Source organism: Blochmannia endosymbiont of Colobopsis nipponica, assembly GCF_014857065.1.
Classification (GTDB): Bacteria; Pseudomonadota; Gammaproteobacteria; order Enterobacterales; family Enterobacteriaceae; genus Blochmanniella.
On the sequence record NZ_CP046533.1, the window covers coordinates 318,911 to 340,632 of the forward strand.

The window sequence follows — 21,722 nt, forward strand, 5'->3', positions numbered from 1 at the left end:
TATTCTCTACATATTTAATATATTTAAGTTAATTAACAATAAGAACTATTATTTAAATTAATTTTTTGAAGATACTGACATCAAAATTTGTGCAATACGTTGGGTGGCATCGGCTATATAAAACATTTTAGAACGCTTTGCCATTTTTAATAAAATATCTCTATTTAAACAAGTAAATATTTTGCTGATTCGTTCAACTGTAAACTCAGATTCTTTAATAATTTCCGCTGCACCCATTCTTTGTAATGATATAGCATTCCAATATTGATGATAATCTAAATGAACAAAAGGCACAAAAATAGCTGCAATACCAACAGCAGTTATTTCACTAACAGTTAAAGCTCCAGATCGACAAACCACTAAATCAGCCCATGCGTATGCTTGGGCTATATCATCAATAAAACTTACTATTTTATGATTAATTCCATACTTTAAATAAATATCTCGCGTTTTTTCTAAACATCCTCCACTACCAATTTGATGCCATACGTTCAATTTGTCATGTAGACCAATAACTGCCTCTGGAATGATTTTATTTAAAACTTGAGCCCCCTGACTACCTCCAATTACTAATAACCTAATAGGTCCAGTACGATAACTCAATCGCTGAATTGGATCAGGTAACGATAATATTTCATCGCGTATAGGATTTCCAACTATTTCTGCACGAGATAAAACGTTAGGAAATGCTTGTAATACTCGCGTTGAAATTTTTTTTAAAATACGGTTAGTGAAACCTGCAATAGCATTTTGTTCGTGTATTACTAATGGAATACCTACACTCCAAGCAGCTAATCCAACAGGACCAGAAACATAACCACCCATACCTAATACCACATCAGGGCGCCATAATTTAATAATTCGACGTGATTTATTAAAAGATCTAATAATTTTGATCAACGATGTTAATTGTATCTTTATTTTTTTACCAATTATTCCACTAATATCAATATATTCAATGTCAATACCATATTTAGGTATTAACTTAGATTCAATACGATTAATACAACCTAACCATTTAATCTGTACACCATGACTAATTAAATAACGAGCTATTGCCAACCCAGAAAAAATATGACCACCAGTACCCCCAGCTATTATCATAATACGCATATCTTTTTTTATCATACCAAACCCTTTGCAAAAGCTTGTAATTCAGAAATGCGTAATTCAAAATCTATCCTCAATAATAATATAACTGCACAAAATAATACCATAAAACTAGATCCACCATAACTGATAAATGGAAACGTTAAACCTTTTGTTGGCAATAAACCAACTGTCACTCCAACATTTACTATTGTTTGAAAACTAAACCAAATTCCAATAGCACAGGATAAAAAACCTGAAAAAAACATATTAAGTCTAAAAGCATGACGAGAAATAGCTAGAGCTCGAAAAACTACTGAAAATATCATTAATAAAACTAAAAATGCACCACAATATCCAAATTCTTCAGCAATTATAGCAAATATAAAATCGGTATGAGCTTCCGGAAGATACTCCATTTTTTGTATAGAATTTCCCAAACCTCGCCCCCATAACTTTCCTCTTCCAAAAGCCATTAACGATTGCGTTAATTGATATCCGCTACCAAAAGGATCTTGCCATGGATTCCAAAAAGAAAAAATACGTTCTATACGATACGGTTCAATTAAAATTAAACCAACTACTATAAATACACTCACAAAAACAAACAAAAAAAATTTTCTCAACCGAATACTAGCAATAAATAAGATACCTAATGTTGTTGCAAAAATAACTACGGCGCTACCAAAATCAGGTTGAACTAATACTAATAAACAAATACTCAACATAATGAGAATTGGTTTACAAAAAACATAAAAATCAAAACAACCATTTTTAAATTTATACGAAAAATAACTAGATAAATAACAAAATAACGATAATTTTGATAATTCGGCTGGTTGAATAGACAACCAACCAAAAGATAACCACCGGGACGAACCATGAACTGTATTGCCAAACAACAATACCACTATCAACAAAACAAAAGAAACTAACAACAAAATTAAACTATAACGATGCCATCTAAATACAGGTGTTCTTAATAAAAATAAAGATATTAAAAATGATAATCCAACATATAACATATTACGCTTAACAAAATAAAAAGGATCACCTAACAACCTTGATCCTACTAACATCGAAGTGGAAGCAACCATAACTATCCCTGTAAAAATTAATCCTAAAATTAACCACAAAAGAATGCGGTCATATAAGACATTAACGGATTTATTTAACATTATTCAATCTATAACTAATTTTAAGTTCTTTAAAATATCATCCAAATTTTTTTGCTAAATTTGTAAATCTTTCACCACGTACCTCAAAATTCTCAAATTGATCCAAACTAGAACAACCTGGAGATAATAAAACTACATCACCATAACAAGCTCGAATACTAATAATCTTTAAAGCCTGCTCCATAGTATCAGTGATAACCACATGATCTGAACGCAACTTTGCTAAATATTTAGCATCTTTCCCAAAACAATATAAAAATATTCTATCTCCTTGTACATAAGATTTGAAAGAATTAAAATCAGCAGATTTAGCATCACCACCTAACAATAAATGTATCACCCCTCTATCAAAAGATAAACTCATAAGAGCAGCTCTAGTACTGGCCATATTCGTAGACTTAGAATCATTAATCCATCTTACTCCATTCTTAAAATGAACTAATTCAAATCGATGAGGTAATCCAGTAAATTTCCGTAATACATCCCAATAGACAAAATGAGAAATTGATAAAAAATCAACTAAAGCTAATGCAGCTAATATATTAAGATAATTATGATAACCAACAATTTTAAGATCTAAACAATTCAATAATATTTTATTATGCAATATTAAAAAAATTTGTTTTTTATAATAATCTAGATAAAAATTACTATATTTCACGCCAAAATAAACAAAACGACTAAAACAATTATTTTTTCCCCTTGGAAAAGTCAACAAATCCAAAGCATTCACTATACATAGAGATGCAGATTGATAAATTTTCAACTTAATCTTTTGATACTGATGTAATCCATAAGGATAACGATTCACATGTTCATCACTAATATTTAAAACTGTAGCTGCAGCAGCATGTAAAGTGTAAATAGTTTCTAATTGAAAACTAGATATTTCTAATACATACAACTGATAATCAAAATCTAATAATGTAAGAACTGGTATTCCAATATTACCACCAATACCAACTCGTAAACCTGCACCCTTAACGAACTCACCTACTAATTTAGTTACTGTACTTTTACCATTCGTACCAGTAATAGCAATAATTGGTTTAGTAACTTCGCGAAGAAATAACTCAATATCTCCAACGATTTCTATACCTAAATTTGCTGCCATAATCAAAAGAGGATGATATAACGATATACCAGGACTTAAGACAATTAAAGTAGCCTTGAATAACCATTGCCTATTTAATTCACCCAAACAATATTCTATGTTGTCAGGTAATTTATCTAAATTTGGTGGATACTTTCTAGTATCCATGACTTGAGGGATAACATTACGTTTTAAAAAAAATGCAATACAAGATAAACCAGTTATTCCTAACCCGATTACAACAACTCGTTTGCCTTGATAATTCATCATTTTCGTTTAAGAATAAATTACTGTATTCTAAAATTTATGAGTCCTAATAACATAAATATAAAAGAAATAATCCAAAAACGCACTATAATACGCGGTTCTGGACAACCCTGTAACTCAAAATGATGATGAAGAGGAGCCATTAGAAAAACTCGACGGCCAAATGATTTAAAAAAAATAACTTGTACAATAACAGATAAAGCCTCTAAAACAAATAAACCAGATAGTACCAATAATAAAAGCTCCTGACGTAAAATGATAGCCATAGTACCAATAACTGCACCAAAAGATAAAGAACCTGTATCCCCCATAAAAATTTGCGCTGGATAAGTATTAAACCATAAAAAACCAAGACTAGCACCAATCATTATTGCACAAACTACCACCAATTCCTTAACTCCTTCTACATAAGGAATATATAAATAATTAGCAAAATTTAAATCACCTACTATATATGATGTTAATCCTATACCTGTTAAAATAAATATGATTGGTACTATAACTAAACCGTCCAGACCATCAGTTAAATTAACGGCATTACTAGAACCAACAATAACAAAATAAACTAACAATAAATACCAAATACCTAATTTTAGAGAAAATTCTTTAAAAAACGGTATAACCAAATTAATATCTGATATTTTTCTATTATCTATTACAAACATTATAAACAATAAAAACAATGCAATTGTTGATTGCCAAAAATACTTACCAAAACAACCTAATCCTGAATTATCTTTCTTAACCAACTTACAATAATCATCAACGAAACCTATTACACCATAACCTAACAATGCAAATAGTACATACCAAACATAAAAATTATTAATTTGACTACATAATAAAATGGAAAAAAAAGTAACACTGATTAATATAATACCCCCCATAGTAGGTATATCTCGCTTAGAGTAATGTGATTTTGGCCCATAATCACGTACTATCTGAAAACAACGCATTCTGCGTAACCATAAAATACACTTTGGTCCTATATATAAAAAAGAAAATAAAGATAAAAAAAAACTAAAAATCACACGAAACGTCAAACTAAAAATAGTAGATAACTCAAAATAAGAACCAAATAATTTTTTGATTAACCATATTAACACAACCATCTCCTCCGTAATTCCTGAACAATAGAATCCATAGAAAAAACGCGAGATCCTTTAATTAATATAGTGACTAGCTTATATTTAACTAATACACACATAAGATAAGAAACTATCGATGATTTATCAAAAAAATGTTTACCACGACCACTTCCTTTGCCAATAAAATAAGCAAGAACACCGATGCTTAAAACCATATTAATATTACTTATAGATATTATATTTTTACCAAATTTATAATGATATATAACCTCCCTATCAACACCTAATTCCAACATATCACTAATTACTATCACACGATAACCAGGCATATTTTGTAATACCCTTACAGCAGCTAACATAGAACCAATATTTGAATTATAAGTATCATCTAACAATACTTTACCTTTATCCAAAATTATTGGATATAACCTACCAGGCAAACCATTCATATTTTCTAAACCTTTAGTAATATCGGATAAGGATGCTCCTACAGACATAGAAAGTGCACCAGCTGCCAAAGCATTAGAAACATTATGATATCCCAAAAGGGGTAATGAAATATTAGATTTACCTTGAGGAGTGTGAAAAACAAAATGCATTCTATCTATATTAAAAACTATATCACTAGCAAAGAAATCAACATTACTTGTAAATTTCAATGAAAATCGCCAAACTGATCTTCCACATAATAAATGACGCCACGATAACCAATCATGACTATTAACATTTATAATTCCTCTACCAATCATTGATAAACCAATAAATATTTCTCCTTTCGCTCGAGAAACACCAGATAAAGTACGAAAACCAGATAAGTGTGCATAAGATATATTATTAATTAAAGCTGTATGAGGACTAACTAACTCAGATGTTTTTGCAATTTCCCCAAAAGAATTACTACCTAATTCAACTACAGCAAAATCATCTTGTTTTTGTATACGCAACAAAGTCAATGCTACCCCAATATCATTATTAAAATTACCATACGTTGCAACTACTTTACCACAATTGTGCAAAATAGAAGACGTCATTTCCTTTACAGAAGTTTTACCCATTGAACCAGTAATTGCGACAATTCGAGATGTTGATTGACGGCGAACCCAAGCTCCTAATTGACATAAAGCATAACGGGTATCAAAAACTATTAACTGAGACACATTTAAAAATAAATAACGACTTACTAATAATGCTTTAGCTCCCGCATTAACCGCTTGTGCAGCAAAATCATGGGCATCAAAGCGAGAACCTTTTAAAGCAATAAATAAACATTGTTCTCCAATAATGCGTGAATCAATACTTACTGTTTTGATAATTTGATCAATATTCACTAATTTAGCATTTAGAACTGACGCTATACCTGATAAAAAAAATGGAACCATTTACAAAATACCAACATTTTCTTTTACAACAGAAAAATCAGAATAATTTAACCATTGATTACCGACTATTTGATAGTTTTCATGACCTTTACCTGCTATCAACAATAAATCTTCTGAAGTAGATTGACTAATAGCAATACTGATAGCCTCACTACGAGAAATAATCACTTGAACCTTTGCCCTATCTAATAAATCTTTCTGTACCTCTTCCACGATATCCCATGGATCTTCATTACGCGAGTTATCACTTGTTATTATTAGCTTATCAGCATAACGCTCAGCAATTTTACCCATTAAGGAACGCTTTTTCTTATCCCGATCTCCTCCACATCCAAATATACAATATAACTTACTATGAGTGTATGACCTAGCAACAATTAAAGCCTGTTTTAAAGCATCAGGAGTATGAGCATAATCTATTACTATTATAGGATAACCGGCAACTCGCAAAAATTGCATACGACCACAAATGGAACGTAACCTAACAGCTGTATTTAATAATAATGATAAAGGATATTTTAATACCAATAACGTAGCTAACGCTAATAATAAATTACTAACATTAAATTTCCCTAACAATTGAGTATATATTACACCATTACCCCAACTAGATGTAAAAAAAATTTCAGTCCTGTCATAATAATAATACACTTTAGCTGCACGTAACCAACGACCTTGCCAATATCTATTAGGTAAAATACTAGACACCGTAACCGCTACAGCATTAGGTATTTTAGATAACCAATTTCTACCAACACTATCATCATAGTTTATAACAAATTCTTCAACTTCTAAATCATGAAATAACTGCCATTTAGCTAACTCATAGTTTAACATATCACCATGATAATCTAAATGATCTCTAGTTAAATTAGTAAATACTGCAACTTTAAAATGCAAATCACTAACTCGATGCTCAACCAATCCATGCGAAGAAACTTCAATGGCAACAAAAGTGACCCCTTGAATTTTGAATTGCGCCAACATTTTCTGAATCTCAATTGCCGAACAAGTTGTATTTTTAGAAGGATAAATATTACCGATTATCCCATTTCCTATAGTACCCATAACAGCACTTTTTTCATTTAACAATGAAACCCAATTAGACAATAAATGAGTCACTGTACTTTTACCATTTGTACCAGTTACCCCAACTAAATTAAAATATTGAGATGGATGATTCAAAAAACGTCCAGATATTGCGGACAAATATCTTTGAAGTTGATTAAAATAAACAACAGGCACTCCATTCAAATGTTGAACATTTCCACTAAGTAACGAATTTTTACAATGAGCAATTATGGCACTTGCCCCTTTATTAATAGCATTAAAGATATAAAAACAACCATTAGTTTTATAACCTTCTATAGCGATAAACAAATCATTATAAGCTACATCACGACTATCTGTTATAATATCTTTAAAAAAACATTCAGGTATTTCCGTCATCCAAGGATTTAGTAAAAATTGCAAATTAGAACAACTCATAACAAAATTCCTCAATTATATAAATATTATTGCTATATATCACTCACAAATTTTTTTAATAGCTAATTTTGATGCATCAGGTTCTACATTCATCATACGTAGAACACCACTCATAACAGTACCAAATACTGGAGCCGATACTACACCTCCATAATATTGACCACTACTTGGTTCATCAATAACTACTACTAAAGCAAATCTAGGACGACTAACTGGAGCAATACCGGCTGTATATGCAATATACTTATTAATATACCTACCACAATTACCTACCTTCTTAACAGTTCCGGTCTTAATAGCAACACGATAGCCTTTAATTGCTGCTTTAACACCAGAACTACCTGGTAAAGATACATTTTCCATCATATGTATTACATTATGTACTAAAGATGAAGAAAATACCTGTTTACCAATAACTGGTCTATCAATTCTCAGAATAGAAAGAGGTCGATAAATACCCATACTACCAAAAATAGCATATACTCTAGCTAATTGTAATGGTGTTACCATAAATCCATATCCGTAAGAAAAAACTGCCTTATCTATATCAGACCATCTCTGTTTCTTTGGATATAAACCATTATTCTCTCCAACTAGTCCCAAATTAGTAGATTTACCAATACCAAATCTTGAATATGCATTCACTAATATAGTAGAGGACATGGACAAAGCTATCCTAGATATTCCAACATTACTAGACTTCTGTAATATTTCGGATATAGTTAATTGACCATAATATGATACATCTTTAATCATATAACCATTAATTATATAAGGTGCCGTATTGAAAACAGTATTTTTATCTATAATGCCACTCTCTAAAGCACTTAAAACAACAATTGGCTTAACAGTAGATCCTGGTTCAAAAAGATCAGTTATAGCACGATTACGCATAGAAGATATCGTAACATTGGATAAATCATTAGGATCATAAGATGGACTATTCACCATTGATAGAATTTCTCCAGTATTAACATCTATTAATACTGCAGATCCAGATTTGGCCTGATGGAAAATCACTGCATTATTCAATTCACGATACAATAACACTTGCATTCGCTCATCAATACTCAAAGTTATATTATGTGATCCTTTACTATTCACAGAAGCAACATTTTCAATAACTCTACCAAAACGATCTCTATGCACTATTTTCTCACCAGGATATCCACTCAAATAAGCATTAAAACTTTTTTCAACACCTTCAATACCTTCACCATCTATATTAGTTATACCAACTATATGAGCAGAAGCATAACCAGATGGATAATAACGTCGATATTCTTGTTGTAAGTAAATACCAGGAAATTTCAAGTTGAGTATATAATCTTTAATAGAAAAATCCACTTGACGAGCTAAATAAACAAAACGACTTTCCGTATTCGAATAAATACGAGAAACTAATTTATCCAAAGATATAGATAATACATCAGATAACAATTTCCAACGTTCATCATAATATTTAATATCATATTTTGTGAGTTCTTTAGGATCAGCCCAAACTGCACATACGGGAGCACTCATTGCTAATAAACGACCATTACGATCTGTAATCATACCACGAATTATAGAAATTTCCTTAATACGTAAAGAACGAACATTACCTTCCTTGACTAACTGATCAGTATTAAATACTTGCAAATAAGTAATTCTGAAAATAAGAACACATATGGATGATAAAAATAAAATATATATTATAGTAATACGTCTACCTAAAAAACCTTTTCTTATTTTTAAATTTCCTACTTTCATTATATAATATATTACTGGTAAAATTTAAAAATTACATTAATCTAATGTAGAAATAAAATCACTTCTGAATCAGGATCAACATATTGCATATGTAAATCTCTCAAAGCAATATACTCGACTCTGTCATTACTAGCTAATATATTTTTTTTAACAATTAAATTTCGACGTTCTATATCTAGTTCTTCTTGTTCTAATAGCAACTGTTCTTGCACGATTATTAATTGTTTAGTTTGATAAGTTATTAATACAACAAGCAAGGCAAATATTTCTGTTAAAAACAACAAAATCAAAAGGTATTTTCCATTCGAAAATAAATCATTTCTTATAATTTTAACTAAATTACAACGATCATATATCATGTTATTAATTATAATTTCTCAGCAATACGCATTATTGCACTACGAGCACGTGGATTAATTTCTTTTTCTCTTTCTGAAGGTACTATTTTTTTTACATTACATAAACGATATTGATGAGAAGATAACATGCGAAATTGAGCATTAGATACAGGCAAATCAACCGGAATAGAACTATAACGACCACTATACTTATACATAAAATCTTTAACTATTCTATCTTCTAAAGAATGAAAACTTGTTACTAACAATTTACCCCCTGAAGATAGAACAGTTAACGAACTCTCCAAGACTTTCATAATTTCTTCTAATTCCCTATTTATATACATTCTTATTGCTCGAAAAGTTCTAGCTAAAGGATGTTTATGATAATATGGAATAGCATCAATAACTAACGAAGCCAACCTGTGAGTAGTGGTAATAGGATGAAAATGTCTTTGTCTTACTATGGCTTTTGCAATTCTTGAAGAAAACCTTTCTTCACCTAATTTTCTTAACACATACGCAATATCCCCCACAGAAGCTTTTGCTATCCAATCAGAAGCAGACTGACCGTAACTATTATTCATTCGCATATCTAAAGGACCATTATGTCTAAAAGAAAAACCTCGTCTTGGGTCTTCTATCTGTGGTGAAGAAACGCCAAGATCTAACAATATACCACGTATACTTCCTGAAATATTTAATTTAAATGCATATTTTGTAATCTTAGAGAAAAACCCATGAATAACGATCAATCTTTTATCTTGCAAAGCAAAAGATTTAGCCACTTTCACAGCTTCTAAATCACAATCTATAACTAATAATCGACCGCTCTTATTTAGCCTGGACAAAATCTCCCTTGCATGCCCCCCCCTACCAAAGGTAGCATCACAATAAAAACCAGACTGACGAATATCTAATTCTGTAATAACTTCTTTCAACAAAACTGGAACATGTTTATAATATTTTGCATTAATTGTTAACACAATAAAGACCATTCATTAAATTTGTTAAATTATAAAAACATCAACTAACAATAGTTAAAATCAAAAATAAAATGTAATAAAATTAAAATAAATTACTGCAAAAAAATTAATTGATTCTCTTCATAATCCCTTATATAAGATTCGTATGTTAGCGTCCATCCAATAGGATCTAAATCATTTAACAGGCGGTAACGATAAAAATCATCTATTTCAAAACGATAGACATTACTCTCAATATAAATTTTTTGTTCTTTTAAATCAATTGTTAAAAATATACCTGTCGTTTGAGAAAATACTTTTCTAAATAATTCATCTATTTCCAAATGTGATAACTTAATAAGTAATAATTGATTATTCAAACTATTAATATAAAAGATATCAGCAAAACTAGGAGCAATAATAACACGAAATCCATAATCTATTAAAGCCCAAACTGCATGCTCTCGGGATGAACCACATCCAAAATTTTCCCTAGTTAGTAAAATACTAGCATTACGATAATGTGGATAATTTAAAACAAATTCATCATTCAATTCTTGACAAAATACATCATGAAATCGCCAATTACTAAATAAATACTGTCCAAAATCATCACGAGTAATTTTTTGCAAAAACTGTTTTGGAATAATAGCATCTGTATCTACATTAGCAACATTTAAAGGAACTACAATACCATTATGCCTAACAAATTTAACCATTGAGTAATATACCCTCTTACATTATTTCACGAATATCGATAAAATGACCAGCAATTGCTGCTGCTGCTGCCATAACAGGACTAACCAAATGAGTACGACCACCACGACCTTGTCTACCTTCAAAATTGCGATTACTAGTAGACGCACATCGTTCGCCATACTTAAGACGATCGTTATTCATACCTAAACACATCGAACAACCTGGTAAACGCCATTCAAAACCTGCATCTATAAAAATTTTATCTAAACCTTCAATTTCCGCCTGTTTTCTTACTGGATGAGAACCAGGTACAACAATTGCACTTACCCTATCAGATACTCGATGTCCGCAAACTACAGATGCAGCAGCTCGTAAATCTTCAATACGAGAATTAGTACAAGATCCAATAAATACTTTATCAATTGATATATCAGTTAAAGAAGTATGTGGTTCTAAACCCATATAATTTAATGCCTGAATAGCAGAATTACGCTCTGTTAAGTTTTTAAATGATTCCAAAGACGGAATCAACTGATCAATCGCAATTACATGACTAGGATTAGTACCCCAAGTAACTTGAGGAGCAATATTTGATACATCTACGTCAAAAATCTTGTCAAAATGCGCATTGACATCACTCACTAATGTTCTCCAATATAATATTGCTTGCTGCCAAGCAGTACCTTTAGGTGCAAACTCACGACCATATAAATAATTATAAGTTATATCATCTGGAGCTATTAAACCAGATTTAGCTCCCATTTCAATTGCCATGTTACATAAGGTCATACGTCCTTCCATGCTTAACTTTCTAACAAAATCTCCACAAAACTCCACTACACAACCAGATCCACCATATACCCCTATTTTACCAATAATTGATAATATAACATCCTTAGCTGTAATCCATGGCATTAAATTACCTGAAATATCTATTTTCATTGTTTTAGCCAAAACTTGAGAAAGAGTCTGGGTAACTAATACATGTTCTATTTCTGAAGTTCCTATTCCAAATGCTAATGCTCCAAAAGCACCATGAGTAGAAGTATGGGAATCTCCACAAACAATAATCATGCCAGGTAATGTTATTCCTCGTTCAGGGCCAATGACATGCACTATACCTTGATAAGGATGATTGATATCGTACAAGGTGATCTTAAATTCTTCACAATTCTTAATCAACTGTTGCAATTGAATTTTAGCCATATTACCAGAAGCTTTAAGATCTTTAATAAGGGTAGAAACATTATGATCCATAGTAGCAAATGTCTTATTAGGTTGGCGAACAATTCTATTTTCAGATCGTAACTTATCAAACGCTTGAGGTGAAGTAACTTCATGTATTAAATGACGATCAATATACAATAATGAAGTACCATTCTCAAATTTATATACTATATGCGCATCATATAATTTTTGATATAAAGATTTTCCCATTTAATATAACTACCGCTATTAATAAATCAAACTAGCAATTATATCACCCATTCTGTCAGTACCTACTATTTTTTCAGTATCACTTGACAAATCTGCAGTTACATAACCTAATTTTAATGATTGATAAACTGCTTCTTCAACAGCATTTGCAGCATCATTTAATTTTAAACTATAACGTAACAATAATGCAGCAGAAAGAATTTGACCTATTGGATTAGCTATATCTTTACCTGCTATATCTGGAGCAGAACCACCAGCTGGTTCATATAAGCCAAAACCTTTTTCATTAAGACTAGCAGAAGGTAACATACCAATAGAACCAGCAATCATAGCACACTCATCAGATAAAATATCCCCAAATAAATTAGAACATAAAATCACATCAAAATTAGAAGGATTTTTAATTAGTTGCATCGTAGCAGCATCCACTAATAAATGTGTCAGAACTACATCGGGATAATGATTAGCAACTTCACTCACTATCTCTCGCCAAAATACAGAGCTCTGTAATACGTTAGCTTTATCTACGGAAGTCACATGCTTATTTCGTGTGCGAGCTAACTGAAAAGCAATATGCGCAATACGTTCTATTTCAAAACGGCAATAAATTTCAGTATCAAAAGCACATTCATTAATACCAGTACCTTCTCGTCCTTTAGGAATGCCAAAATATATCCCGCCAGTTAATTCACGAACAAATAAAATATTAAATCCATGCATAACTATTTCTTTACGTAATGGAGAATATTTAAATAAATCAGAATAAAGACGAACATTACGTAAATTTGCAAACAAATTAAAATGTTTACGCAATGTCAATAATGAACTTCGCTCCGGTTGTTGAGATACTGGCATATATTTCCACTTAGGACCACCTACAGCACCGAATAAAATAGCGTCTGCTTTCTCGCAATTAAATAAAGTGACATCAGGCAAAGACGTCCCATAACGATCAATAGCAACACCGCCTACTTCATATTCATTAGTAGAAATACATACTTTAAATCTCTTACATATTGCATGAATTATTTTATAAGCTTGCAACATTATTTCAGGACCAATTCCATCGCCAGGTAAAACTATAACACGATAACGACCTTTATTCATATTCATACCTATCTCAAAACTTATTACGCAAACCAATATACTATTAACTAATTATACTTACGTAATTCATTATGCAACTTAGCTTTTACTTGGCACGTACGCCGTATACTATTTAATACATTTATCATAGATTTAACAAAAGATTCTAAAATATCTTTAGATAAAGATACACCATAAAAATAACGCCCCTCGAATTCTACAGTAACGTTGACTTTAATAAATACTGTAAAATCATAATTTTTAATAAAAAATTCACATTTTTTCAAAACAGTTGAAATATTAGTAATTTTAGTTAATACCTCATGAATAGCATTCAACAAATTGATACCTGCTGAAGTGTCCATATAAGTTTTATTACCGCAAAATAATTTAATTGAAGTAGTGATACCTCCAATGTAACTATATTGAATATTTAAATCTTCTAAGTAAAAATAATCTTGAGTATCTTCATAACTAGTAGCAAAAGCTAAAGATTCAAGATCATAATCAAAAACTTGACCTTTTTCATCAGCAATTTTAAGAAATGCATTATATAATTTGTCCATATCGTAATCACCATCTTGATAACCCATAGCACGCATATAATACTTTAATGCAGCTCTCCCAGATCTAGAAGTAAGGTTTAAGCTATTACCCTCCATACGCCCAATACTTTCAGGTGTTAAAATTTCATAATTCTGACGATTTTTCAACATACCATCCTGATGGATGCCAGAAGAATGAGAAAAAGCATTTGAACCAACTATTGCTTTATTAGGTGAAATAGGCATATTACATAATTTACTAACTATTTTGCTTGTCCGATAAATTTCTTTATGACAAATATTAGTATGCACATCAAATAAATCACTCCTAACTTTAATTGCCATTATTACCTCTTCTAATGCAGTATTACCAGCACGTTCACCAATACCATTCAAAGTACCTTCTATTTGACGGGCACCAGCCTGTATCGCAGCCACAGAATTACCTACTGCCATTCCTAAATCATCATGACAATGAACTGAAATAACAGCTTCGTCAATATTTAACACACGTTCGTATAATGTAGTAATTATCTTACTGAACTGAAGGGGAGTGGTATAACCAACAGTATCAGGAATATTTATAGTACGAGCACCAGCAGCAATTGTAGCTTCCACAATACGACACAAATTATTAATTGAAGTACGTCCGGCATCTTCACAAGAAAATTCCACATCATCTGTATATCGTCTAGCATATTTCACTGAATGAACCGCCATTTCTACAATCTGATCAAAATTTTTCTTTAATTTAGATCTAATATGTAAATTAGAAGTCGCTAAAAAAATATGAATCCGAAAATTTTTTGCTACTTGTAACGCTCTCGCAGCAATATCAATATCATTATCTACACAGCGAGCAAGACCACACACTAAGCTATTTTTTATTTTTTTTGCTATAACTTGTACTGAACGAAAATCCTCCGGTGATGAAATAGGAAAACCAACTTCCATTACATCCACTCCTAATTTTTCCAATGCTAAAGCAATTCTCAATTTCTTTTTTGTATTTAAGGCAATTTGTAATGATTGTTCGCCATCACGCAAAGTAGTGTCGAAAATAATGATTCGTTGACTCATAATTAAAATACTTTTATAATATTGCAGTACTGTTTATTATTGATCAAAACACATAATTTCTACTAAACTAACTCTTGACTTTAAGTTTCATTTTTCGATATAAAGAACATAAAATATCCAGTAATACCGATAATACACCCTAACAAATAAGAAACTAAATCAAATATTTATAAAATATAGGCCACTGAAATATGTATAAAATAGCGCAATTAATCACGATAAAACATTAAATTATAACTATATAGCCAAAGCACTAAATCTAACATACAATACCTACAACCACCATTGATACTATATTTGGATAATCTATCTAAAATATCAAAACGAAAAATAAAACAACACAACCTAAGACGTGAGAACACACAATGCGAAATATGAAAATAACAATTATTCACTTTAAAACCAAATAAAACACCAACCAAGTTCAATATACTACATCTTCACCTTTAAGACAACAACAATTAACGATATACTAACAATAACAAATTAACTGACCTTTAATACATATTAAATTTAAAAAATAGCATGTAATAAATAAGAATTTTAACCAAATCATATAGATATTAAATAATAAACCCTATAGTAAAAATAGGAAAATAAGAAATCATAAACTTGTATTTGTAGACAACTTAATTAAAGCACATTTTCAAAAAAATATATTAAAGTACATAATAATTGAAAAAACTAAAGTCACAAAACCTTAATTCACTCATAAGGAATTTCTTTTTAAAATTATTAATTAACTTAATTTACATAACAGTATACGAAGAGTATACATTAGCCGCTAGACCAAAAAAAGAATTACAAAATATAACATATCATAATAAACAACCAACTACACAAAATTCTAAACAAATTGACATATATATTAAGGCAAATGAAATAGAATATATTAATCATAAACAAATCCAATGTATCGGAAATGTTATAATGAAACAAGATAATTCCATGCTACAAGCTAATAAAATTATACTTAACAATAATAAAAAAACAAACAATGAACAACTAAATACATTAACTGCTAACGGAAACATAATTTATAATAACGAAAAAATAAAAATAACAGGAAAAACAGCAACATTAAACATAAACAATAAAAATCTTGATATCTATCAAGGCACATATCAATTAACAAAACAACAAGCTAATGGATATGCAAATTGTATAATGCAAAGAGACAATCAAAGATATACAATAATAAAAAATGGAAATTTTAGCTTCTGTAAAAACAATAAAAAATACTGGAATGTAAAAGGATCAGAAATAATATACGATCACAAAAAAAAAACAATAGACATCTGGAATGCATATTTTAACCTAAAAAACATTCCCATATTGTATATTCCATATTCAACTTTTTCTATAAATAAGATAAACAAAGCAAAAATAACAATCCCTAATTTTAGATATAGCGATAAAAAAGATTTTGAATTTTATTTACCTTATTATCTCAATATTAATCCATATCTTCAAGTTAATATTTCTCCGAATTATTCCAAATTGAATGGCATTAAGATGTATACTAACTTAAGCTACAATGGACCTCCAGGAATTAATTTAATTAAATTTAAAATTGTACAACATAAAAATCAATATAATAAAAAAACTAGAAAATACAACATAGATTATTATCAACTGCATTGGAAATCTAATATAAGAATAAATGAACAACTGCAGTTTGGTGGAGATTATACTAAAATTAAAAATTACGACTTCAATTTTCCTGAAAGGAAAACAAAAAACAGCAACAACCATGACCTAAAAAAATTATGGTTAAATTATAACAAACAAAACCTAAATGTTAAAATATCATCAAAGAAATTTAGATCTTTAACTAATCCTAATAAAAATATTTATCAAACACTACCTCAAATAGAAATAAATATACACAAAGAAAAAAATCAACTAACACATTTTTGTGTTCTAAATCAAATTACTCAATTCATCAACCTCAACAATAAGCGTTCTAAAACTATTAGATTACATTCAGAACCATCTATCAAAATACCTATAAAGAATTCTTTTTTCCCTATAAATTCAGAACTAAAAATAAAAGCAACATATTACCAACAAAAAAATAACAATTTTAATTACCTAAAACCTAATATATTTCGTCTTATACCTCAACTCAAAATTGAAAGTAAAACAACATTATATAAAAACAAAAAATATTATATCCAAATATTAAAACCACATTTTCAATATTTATATGTGCCATACCATAACCAAAAAAACATAGGTATATACGATTCTTCTGTAAACATACCTTCTAGCAATTATATTGAACTTTTTAGAGAATCACCTTACAATGGCCCAGATCGTATTCCATCAATGAATAAATTAATAAACGCAGCATCCATGCACATCTATAATAAAAAAGAAAAAAAGATATTCAGTTCCTCTATAGGACAAAGTTATTCTTTTTTTCAATCAAGGACAGAAGATAAAACTATTTACTCAAACAAACACAAAAAAAACAAAAATATAATTTGGATAAACAATAATCATATAAACATGAGTGAAAAATACAGTCTTATTCATAACATTCAGTACAACAATTATTTAAATCACGTAACTTTAAATGAAACAATACTGGAATACAAAAAAGATATAAAACATATTTTCCAATTTTCTTGGAACCACGCAAATACACAACTCCTCAAAAAAACATTTTTAAACAATAATGATAAAAAATTTAATAATCAAAACAATAATAATCCCAAAGTAAAAATCATTGGGAAATGGCCATTAAAAAAAAATTTATACCTCAAAAGCATGTATTATTATAATAGTAAAAATAACCATATAGAAAGTTACTTAACAAGTATAAAATACACCACCCATTGTTGGACGTTGTATTTCAACTATGAATACAATGAAAATAACTACAAAAAAAAAATAAAGGATCTTAACAAAAAAAAATGTGAAAACAAAATATCATTTAATATTATATTACACAGTTATAAAAAAAATAATAGCACAAATTAAAATATTATTACGTTATTTAAAATATTGTTAAGACCAAATTGAATTCAATATATCAAGTATTAAATACACAATGAAAATATAAATTAACATGAGTAATTCTGCAAATAAAGATAAGAAAAAAATAATCCTTCTACATGTAATATCAATAATACTAATCATTAATAATGTTCAAGCAACACCAATGGTAACTGATAAAATTATCGCAATAGTGAATAATAACATAATTTTAAATAGTGATATAAACAAAACACTAACAATTAAGAAACAAAATAGTCATTTTAAAAAAGAATTATCAGAAAAACAAATTTCAAAAAAAGATCTTATTGAACAGTTAATTATAGAAGAATTAATAATGCAAATAGCAGAAAAATTGAATATTAAAATAAATAACAACGATCTTGATAAAATCATCAATGAAATTACAATTAAACAAAACATAAAAACAATAAAACAGCTTTATAATTACTTACCTAAATATGATAATGTAAGCTACGACGATTATAAATCGCAAATACGCAAAGAAATAATAGTTTCAGAATTGCATCATCATGAAATGCAACAGCGTGTTAACATTTTTCCACACCAAATAAATAAATTAGCTAAAAGAATATCTACAACTATTAATAACAACATCAAAATACAATTAAGTCATATAGTCATTACAATACCAAAAAACGACAAAATACCACAAATTAAACAAGCAGAATCCTTTGCAATAAAATTCGCAACAAAAATGAAAAAACAAGTAAATATTGATGAATTAATAAAAATTTATTCTAATAATAAAATAACAATTCAACATTATAAAATTAATGGCAAATTAGAAGAATTACCAACTTTTATAACAAAAAACTTACTAAAAATAAAAACAGGTAATATTATTGGACCAATTATTAATGAAGATAAATTTCATATCTTACAAATTAACAATATTTATATTGATAATAAAGAAATCTTTGGAACAGAAGTTTATGCAAAAGAAATTTTCTTAAAACATTCAACAACTCGAAACGATCAACAAACATATACAATGTTAAGTAACGTTTTAAAACAGATAAAAAACAAAAAAATAACATTTGATTATGCAATTCAAAATATTTCGGAAAATAATATGTTTAGAAACGAAAATGAAAATTCAAACAGAAAGAATATTGAAGATTTTGATCCAAATATCAGAAATATATTAACATCCTTAAACGAAAATGAAATAAGCGACCCAATTCGTACCAACTACGGTTGGCATGTAGTCAAAGTATATAATATTTATCGCGTTAATAACATTCAATCAATACAAAAAAGTTATGCCTACTATATGCTATATCATCACAAGTCAACTGAAGAAATAAAAAATTGGATCCAAGAATTACACATTAATTCCTATGTTAAAATTTTAACGAATAGTATTAAATGAAAAATATAAAGCGCATTATGATAACATCTGGAGAACCAGCAGGCATAGGCCTAGATATAATCAGTATTATAGCGCAAAAAACATGGCCTGTAGAATTAATCGTATGTGGAGATGCATCTTTATTAATGGAACGCTCTATGCAATTAAAATTACCAATTAAATTACATACTTATAATAAAAAGACGATACCATCACCTACATTATCAGGAGAACTCACAATACTAGATATAAAAAGTCCAACAAAAGTAATACCTGGTATATTAGACCCTATAAATAGTAAATATGTAATTAAAATTCTTAAACGCGCCTGTAATGGTTGTTTAAACGGTGAGTTTGCAGCTTTGGTCACTGGCCCAGTTCACAAAGGAGTAATTAACGATGCTGGAATAACATTTATAGGACAAACAGAATTTCTAGCAAAATATAGTGGCAAAAAAAAAGTAATTATGATGCTTATAAATAATAAGCTACGCATTGCCTTAGCAACCACTCATATACCAATATTCAAAGTTCCAAAAATTATCACTAATAAACTACTAAACGAAATCATTCCAATTCTAGTATATAACTTGAAAAAAAACTTCAATATCACTGAACCTATAGTATACGTCTGCGGCTTAAATCCTCATGCAGGTGAAAATGGTTATATAGGAAAAGAAGAGATAAAAACTATCATACCATCTCTAAATAAATTACGTTCTAAAGGATTTAATCTCGTAGGACCTTTACCAGCTGATACAATTTTTCAAACAAAATATTTAAAAAATGCTGATGCTATTTTAGCAATGTATCATGATCAAGGTCTACCAGTAATTAAATATAAAAATAACTTTGGTCGTTCTGTCAATATTACTCTCGGGCTTCCTTTTATTCGTACATCTGTAGATCATGGCACTGCTTTAGAATTAGCTGGTTCAGGAAATGCAAAGGCAGATAGTATGATAGCAGCAATTAAATTAGCTATTCAAATAATAAAACGCACCTTATGAAAAAGATTATATATCAAAATCACCAAATAAAAAAAAAATTTGGCCAAAATTTTTTAAATGATCAACATATCATTGATTTAATCATATATTACATTTCTCCAAAAAATAATGAAAACTTAATTGAAGTAGGCCCAGGACTTGGCGCCTTAACTAAACGTATAGCGAAATATGTAAATCATTTAACAGCAATAGAAATAGATAAAGACCTAGTACAAAAATTAAAAAAATCTTTATCTCATCAAAAAAATATAAAAATTTTACATAAAAATGTTATGTCTATTAATTTCCAGAATTTATCTAACAAAATAGGAGAATCTTTACGTATTTTTGGTAATTTACCTTATAATATTTCCACTCAATTAATCTTTCATTTATTAAAATATATCAATGTAATTCAAGATATGCATTTTATGTTACAAAAAGAAATAGCAGATAGATTAATAGCAATGCCAAATAATAAAAATTATGGGATATTAAGTATTATGGTACAATATTTCTGTACAGTTTTCCATTTAACAGAAGTACCCTCTAAGTCTTTTATACCAAACCCAAAAGTTAATTCCACCTTCATAAGATTAACGCCGCATAACAATAAACCTTATTTAGCAAATAATTTAAAAAACTTATCTATCATCGTAAAAACAGCATTTAAACAACGACGAAAAATAATCAAAAATAGTTTAAAAAATTTACTAAATACTAAACAAATCATAAAACAAGGTATAGATCCTACATTAAGAGCAGAAAATTTAGATATAAAACAATTTTGTCTCTTATCAAATGTTTTAAATATAAATTAATTATATAAAATAATTAACAAATAGAACGTTATATAATATAATTCCACAAT

Annotated in this window: 17 protein-coding genes; 4 read left to right on the plus strand and 13 right to left on the minus strand. The window is 29.1% G+C overall.

Going from position 1 to position 21,722, the window contains the following annotated elements; all coding sequences use genetic code 11:
- Positions 1–57 precede the first annotated feature (57 nt).
- The 13 genes from murG to leuA form a co-directional block, all read right to left on the minus strand.
- A complete protein-coding gene (gene murG / locus GN160_RS01500; RefSeq protein ID WP_192380797.1) occupies positions 58–1,128 on the minus strand; it encodes an undecaprenyldiphospho-muramoylpentapeptide beta-N-acetylglucosaminyltransferase in 1,071 nt (356 codons plus the stop codon).
- Positions 1,125–2,267: a cell division protein FtsW gene (gene ftsW, locus GN160_RS01505; RefSeq protein ID WP_192380799.1), complete on the minus strand. Its 1,143-nt coding sequence runs from the start codon at positions 2,265–2,267 to the stop codon at positions 1,125–1,127. The genes murG and ftsW overlap by 4 nt, the downstream gene beginning before the upstream one ends.
- A 37-nt stretch (positions 2,268–2,304) precedes the next feature.
- On the minus strand, positions 2,305–3,630 hold the full coding sequence (gene murD / locus GN160_RS01510; protein ID WP_192380801.1) for a UDP-N-acetylmuramoyl-L-alanine--D-glutamate ligase: 1,326 nt from the start codon (positions 3,628–3,630) through the stop codon (positions 2,305–2,307).
- A gap of 17 nt (positions 3,631–3,647) precedes the next feature.
- Complete coding sequence (gene mraY, locus GN160_RS01515) at positions 3,648–4,733, minus strand: phospho-N-acetylmuramoyl-pentapeptide-transferase (protein WP_192380803.1); 1,086 nt, start codon at positions 4,731–4,733, stop codon at positions 3,648–3,650.
- Entirely contained in the window at positions 4,727–6,094 is a 1,368-nt protein-coding gene (gene murF, locus GN160_RS01520; protein ID WP_192380805.1) for a UDP-N-acetylmuramoyl-tripeptide--D-alanyl-D-alanine ligase, read from the minus strand. Before murF ends, mraY begins: the two co-directional genes overlap by 7 nt.
- A complete protein-coding gene (gene murE / locus GN160_RS01525; protein WP_192380807.1) occupies positions 6,095–7,582 on the minus strand; it encodes a UDP-N-acetylmuramoyl-L-alanyl-D-glutamate--2,6-diaminopimelate ligase in 1,488 nt (495 codons plus the stop codon).
- 39 nt (positions 7,583–7,621) lie between these two features.
- Positions 7,622–9,334 carry a peptidoglycan glycosyltransferase FtsI gene (gene ftsI / locus GN160_RS01530; RefSeq protein WP_192380808.1) on the minus strand — a complete coding sequence of 571 codons (1,713 nt, stop codon included), beginning with the start codon at positions 9,332–9,334 and terminating at the stop codon, positions 7,622–7,624.
- A 41-nt stretch (positions 9,335–9,375) separates the two neighbouring features.
- Positions 9,376–9,693 (minus strand): cell division protein FtsL, encoded by a 318-nt coding sequence (ftsL, locus tag GN160_RS01535; protein ID WP_192380810.1) that lies wholly within the window; start codon positions 9,691–9,693, stop codon positions 9,376–9,378.
- Positions 9,694–9,701: 8 nt separating this feature from the next.
- Positions 9,702–10,670, minus strand: a complete 969-nt coding sequence (rsmH, locus tag GN160_RS01540; protein ID WP_192380812.1) for a 16S rRNA (cytosine(1402)-N(4))-methyltransferase RsmH — start codon at positions 10,668–10,670, stop codon at positions 9,702–9,704.
- Between the two features lie 80 nt (positions 10,671–10,750).
- The gene (gene leuD, locus GN160_RS01545; protein WP_192380814.1) at positions 10,751–11,356 is read right to left on the minus strand and encodes a 3-isopropylmalate dehydratase small subunit; all 606 of its coding nucleotides are present in this window, start codon (positions 11,354–11,356) and stop codon (positions 10,751–10,753) included.
- Positions 11,357–11,372: 16 nt separating this feature from the next.
- On the minus strand, positions 11,373–12,773 hold the full coding sequence (gene leuC / locus GN160_RS01550) for a 3-isopropylmalate dehydratase large subunit (protein WP_192380816.1): 1,401 nt from the start codon (positions 12,771–12,773) through the stop codon (positions 11,373–11,375).
- 18 nt (positions 12,774–12,791) lie between these two features.
- Positions 12,792–13,880 (minus strand): 3-isopropylmalate dehydrogenase, encoded by a 1,089-nt coding sequence (gene leuB / locus GN160_RS01555; RefSeq protein WP_192380869.1) that lies wholly within the window; start codon positions 13,878–13,880, stop codon positions 12,792–12,794.
- 47 nt (positions 13,881–13,927) lie between these two features.
- The gene (gene leuA / locus GN160_RS01560) at positions 13,928–15,484 is read right to left on the minus strand and encodes a 2-isopropylmalate synthase (RefSeq protein WP_192380818.1); all 1,557 of its coding nucleotides are present in this window, start codon (positions 15,482–15,484) and stop codon (positions 13,928–13,930) included.
- Between the two features lie 675 nt (positions 15,485–16,159).
- Between leuA and lptD the strand changes: the two genes are divergently transcribed.
- The 4 genes from lptD (at position 16,160) to rsmA (ending at position 21,672) form a co-directional block, all read left to right on the plus strand.
- Positions 16,160–18,472, plus strand: coding sequence for an LPS assembly protein LptD (gene lptD, locus GN160_RS01565; RefSeq protein WP_192380819.1), 2,313 nt, complete (start codon positions 16,160–16,162; stop codon positions 18,470–18,472).
- 88 nt (positions 18,473–18,560) lie between these two features.
- Positions 18,561–19,883, plus strand: coding sequence for a peptidylprolyl isomerase (locus tag GN160_RS01570; protein ID WP_192380821.1), 1,323 nt, complete (start codon positions 18,561–18,563; stop codon positions 19,881–19,883).
- Positions 19,880–20,872, plus strand: coding sequence for a 4-hydroxythreonine-4-phosphate dehydrogenase PdxA (gene pdxA, locus GN160_RS01575; protein WP_192380823.1), 993 nt, complete (start codon positions 19,880–19,882; stop codon positions 20,870–20,872). The genes GN160_RS01570 and pdxA overlap by 4 nt, the downstream gene beginning before the upstream one ends.
- A complete protein-coding gene (rsmA, locus tag GN160_RS01580) occupies positions 20,869–21,672 on the plus strand; it encodes a 16S rRNA (adenine(1518)-N(6)/adenine(1519)-N(6))-dimethyltransferase RsmA (protein ID WP_192380825.1) in 804 nt (267 codons plus the stop codon). The genes pdxA and rsmA overlap by 4 nt, the downstream gene beginning before the upstream one ends.
- The last annotated feature ends 50 nt before the right edge of the window (positions 21,673–21,722 follow it).